This window comes from Xenorhabdus miraniensis (assembly GCF_002632615.1).
In genome coordinates, this window is the sequence record NZ_NITZ01000059.1 from 1 (window position 1) to 4,621 (window position 4,621).

At 40.3% G+C, this 4,621-nt stretch carries 3 protein-coding genes and 2 pseudogenes; 4 read left to right on the top strand and 1 reads right to left on the bottom strand.

The genetic code is table 11. From position 1 onward, the window contains the following. From Xmir_RS21860 to Xmir_RS21875, 4 genes and pseudogenes are all read left to right on the top strand, one after another. Positions 1–214: pseudogene (locus Xmir_RS21860) on the top strand (tyrosine-type recombinase/integrase); the annotation flags it as partial. A 321-nt stretch (positions 215–535) separates the two neighbouring features. Next, positions 536–2,810 (top strand): annotated as a pseudogene (locus tag Xmir_RS21865) (AAA family ATPase). A gap of 174 nt (positions 2,811–2,984) precedes the next feature. Beyond that, positions 2,985–3,215 carry a hypothetical protein gene (locus tag Xmir_RS21870; RefSeq protein WP_099116080.1) on the top strand — a complete coding sequence of 77 codons (231 nt, stop codon included), beginning with the start codon at positions 2,985–2,987 and terminating at the stop codon, positions 3,213–3,215. Positions 3,216–3,899: 684 nt separating this feature from the next. Then, a complete protein-coding gene (locus Xmir_RS21875) occupies positions 3,900–4,109 on the top strand; it encodes a helix-turn-helix transcriptional regulator (protein WP_099116081.1) in 210 nt (69 codons plus the stop codon). A 72-nt stretch (positions 4,110–4,181) separates the two neighbouring features. On the opposite strand, the gene Xmir_RS21880 is transcribed toward Xmir_RS21875, so the two are convergent. Continuing rightward, on the bottom strand, positions 4,182–4,361 hold the full coding sequence (locus Xmir_RS21880; protein ID WP_099116082.1) for a YlcI/YnfO family protein: 180 nt from the start codon (positions 4,359–4,361) through the stop codon (positions 4,182–4,184). Positions 4,362–4,621 lie beyond the last annotated feature (260 nt).

Here is a 4,621-nt window from a genome sequence, read left to right on the forward strand (position 1 = left end):
CGGTGCGATGGGTGAATCAGGATTATGGAACGATGACGCCATCGAACGCCAGTTAAGCCATGTAGAAAGAAAAAACGTCAGAGCCGCCTATATTCACACCTCTAAGCATCTGGATGAACGGCGACTGATGGTTCAGTGGTGGGCCGATTATCTGGATGCCAACCGGGAAAAACATATCACTCCGTATGATTTTGCTAAGAAACGCCGGAAGTAACATTAATTAATATTTATAATATATTGAATAAAAGATGATTTTTTAGACTTTGTTGGCAGTGCCAACAAAGTCTGCTTTTTATACAACCTATAGTTGTATTATTTCATCTTTAATCTGATAATAGATGGATTAAAACATTTGAATGATCAAGGTAATGCCGATTCCTATTGTACCTATCAATGAGCAAAAGGAATACGAAGCTATTTCAGAAAAGGTAGCAACGTTGATTGAAAACTAATGCGAAGACAACGAGGCTATCAGCAACAATTTCTTATCGATCAGAAAAAAAAAGCCTTTTCAGGCGAACTCTGAGGAGAGGACATGATCGGCGAAATCCAAATCAATTTACCGCTAGCTACCTACCAGAATCCTGCAAAGCTCAGTGATCTCCGCCGCATCAATTATATTTTTGGTGCAAACGGTACAGGTAAGACGACCATTAGTCGTGTGATTGCTCAAGCGCATGGCCATGAGCATTGCCAACTGCAATGGCAAAGTGGCATAGAGCTTGAACGGATGGTGTATAACCGGGATTTCGTTGATCGAAACTTTAATCAGGATGGTCCTCTACAGGGTGTTTTTACCTTGGGTGAAAATCAGATTGAAGCTGAGCGCGAAATCGCTCGTTTACAGCCTGAAATAGCTAAAGTAAATGACCGAATATCAAGCCTTAATATCCAATTAGATGGTTCGGATGAACACCCCGGTAAACGCAAAGAACTCGAAGACCTCGAACCTGCACTGCGTGATAAATGTTGGAAGCAGAAACAACTACATGACGCCTATTTTCAGACTGCATTCAGTAGGCTACGAAAAAACGCCGAGAATTTTAAAGCAAAGGTGTTAGCTGAGCAGGCATCGAATAAGGCTGAATTACTCATGCTGGAAGAGCTGAAACAAAAAGCACAGACTATTTTTTCAAACAGCATTGAACGTGCCACACCGCTTGAAAATATGTTATCCGATGATCTTGTCATCATTGAGGGAAATCTATTACTGCAAAAAGTGATTGTCGGGAGTCAGGACATTGAAATTGCAGCTCTCATCAACCGTCTGGGTAACAGTGATTGGGTAAAACAAGGTCGTAAGTATCACGAGCAGAACCCGGGGACATGCCCTTTCTGCCAGCAGCCAACGGATGATCATTTCTCTAATAATCTCGCGGCATTCTTTAGCGAAGCCTATGACAACGACATACAATCGCTAAAGGAGTTGCAAACGAACTACCAGAAGGCAAGCGACCGATTAACAGCTGCCATACAGCGCAATGTGGAAATTAATAACCCGTTCCTAAATATAGATCTGTTTAATGCAGAATCCCAGGCGCTTGTTGAACGACTGAAAGTCAATCAATCCAAACTGGTAAACAAGCTTGATGAACCAAGCCGAAAAATGGAACTGGAATCAGTTCAACCCCTGATCACACAGTTGCAGGCCTTGGTGATAGAAGCCAATGAAGCGACAACCCGTCATAACCAAACTTTGGCTAATATTACAACTGAGAAACAGACATTAACTTCTCAAGTCTGGCGTTATGTATTAAATGAATTAGCGGACGACTTGCAGCAATATCATCAAGCTCAGGATGGCTTGATAAGAACCATTCAGGGCATGGAGAAAAGCCTGTTGGAAGAGAACACACGGCTTCGAGGTCTGCAAAATCAAGTAAAAGAGCTGGAAAAACAAACTACATCCATTCAACCAACTATTTCAGCAATCAACGATCTACTACAGAAATTCGGTTTCCATTCCTTTTCTATCTCTGAGGCCGACGAAGGCTGTCACTATCGAATAATTCGTGCAAACGGTGTGGATGCAGGCCGTTCACTGAGTGAAGGTGAAAAAACATTTATCACTTTTTTGTACTTTTACTACCTCATCAAAGGGTCTCAAGCCCCCTCAGGCATTACAACAAATCCAGGCATTACAACAAATCGAGTAATCGTGTTTGACGATCCCATATCTTCGTTAGACAGCGATATTCTTTATATCGTTAGCAGTCTTATTAAAAGCGTGATGGAAGAGACAAGAAGACAGAGTTCTTCGATCAAACAGGTATTTATACTGACTCATAACGTCTATTTTCACAAAGAGATCAGCTTCAATAAGAGCAGACCAGCCGGTAGCGTACTCAATGAAGAAAGTTTCTGGATGGTAAAAAAGCTACAGCATGGTTCAGTTGTTGAGCGTTATGAAACTAATCCAATCCGTTCAGCCTATGAACTTCTATGGGAAAAATGTGAAGTCAAAAAACATTTCCTGTGTCAACCTGCAAAATACATTACGCCGCATATTGGAAAACTATTTCACTATGTGGGGTGGAATGAGTAAAGATGAAATCTGTACACTCTTCGAAGGGCGTGACAAGTTGATTTGCCAATCTCTATTTTCCTGGGTCAACGATGGCTCTCACTCAATTCATGACGACCTGTACATCAACCATGGTGAGCAAACCAATGAAGCATATCTTCGTGTCTTTCAAAGCATCTTCGGTAAAGCAGGTCAAATTGGCCACTACAACATGATGACAGGAGCTACCATCAAAGACTCTGGTGCTGAAGATAAGGCTATAGGGTCTGAATTGGGAGCAACATGATGTACTTACCTCCGCTAATTTCATAATACTTGTACATCCAACTAATCGAATCTTAATAATAAGTAGAGTATGGTTCATGATAATGAACCCGCAAATGCGAGAAGATATGCTTTGAACACAAGTTTCTCCGTCAAATAAACATTAGGGTTAAGAACATAAAAGGGCCTGCCGTAAATGCCTCCCACTACTCAACTTGTACTCTCTGAAACTGTTTATCCTTCGAAGATATCTCGTTCGAATATTGGTGATGTGGCAATTCATCCAGGTGCTGCCAGAACGACATTTATTGATGCAACTATATTTGATGGCAAGTTATGGCGAGATTTGGATCTGAATAGATTTGGCTTTAGCAAAAACAGTATGAATTTTGACCGCCCGCAGAGTATTGCGGCCTATCATGCGTAAAATTCAACTAAAAATCATTAGTTGCAAAGGTTCATCAGCTTATTACGACTATCCCATCGGAAGTAAAAAGCTGAAATATATCTATCAGGGTATGACATTCCCTTCGTTTACATAACGCAAATTCCGCTCCTCGCCAACTTTCAGATTTAGCCGTACCTTTCTACAAAATACTGCCAGATAGAGTAATGGATAAATCCACCATAGTATAACAAACATCATATGGTGATATTTCATCCTTTTCTGGTCGTACCAGCAAAGTCTGTTTTTTTATGCAGTTTATAAACAGATAAGAATTTTATATTCTGATCTTGTCAACAATTTATTTTATCTTTCTTTTGATTAAAACTTACGCAAAAGACGATTTTTTAAACTTTTTTGCCCAAGACAAGCAAGACCATTTTTCATACAAAAAATAGATGATTAAAGCTCCACTTTCTGAATAAATAATATATTCCGTTACTTTTCAATTCATTAATAAAAAGCATTCATTATCACATGATTGCTTTTTAATCTTCTGTGCCCGTGGCACGCCGGACTATTTTTCATACAGTCAATACCCCGAATTTAATTTTTCGAATTGCATAAAGAGTTTACGCTTTCAATTAAAGGGAATTTTTAAATAATCCTCTGTCATCAAATAACGTCTACCAAGGCATTTCAAGGACTCGATAACAGGGGGTATACATGCCAACAATGACAACATCTAAAGAAAGTCTTATTCGCCTGCCAGAAGTTCAGCGCAGAACAGGCTATAGCAAGGCCTGGATCTACAGGCTGATTAAAGAAGGTCAATTCCCGAAGCAAGTCAAAATCGGCCCTCGTTCGGTGGCGTTTGTTGAATCAGAAATTGATGGCTGGGTAGATCAACGGATTGCTGAATCTCGTGGTATTTAATGACATGTACCTACCATTTGATAAGAATACAAAAGATAAGGGTGGCACTTGCCTACCCTCAACATATTTTTTTCAGGGGTTAGATTCAATTCCTCTTGACTGTAATTCTTTGCGGATAAGGCGCTTAATCCACGCAGCTAAAGATTCATCACCATCTTGTGCCTGGGCTATCTCCATCAGTGCCCGTAGTTCAGGATCAAGCCTGAATTGGAATGGAGGATTTCCCCGGCGAGTATTTTTGTGTGTTGACATGTCAATTACACTCACTGTAATGTATTTATGTGTCATTACACATTACCTATATCAATATGAAAAAACAACGCCCCAGTGTGCTGGAACACATCTGAGGCGTCTGACCAAAAACCGTTAATTGGAGTAACGATAATGGCTGGTACACAGCATAACCAAACTCACCCTAAATTTACATCTTTGGATAAATCAGGCAGCCAAAAACCGCTCGAATTTATCCAAACCGTGAAGCAATCCGCTATGTACCATTGGGGAAATCTGTT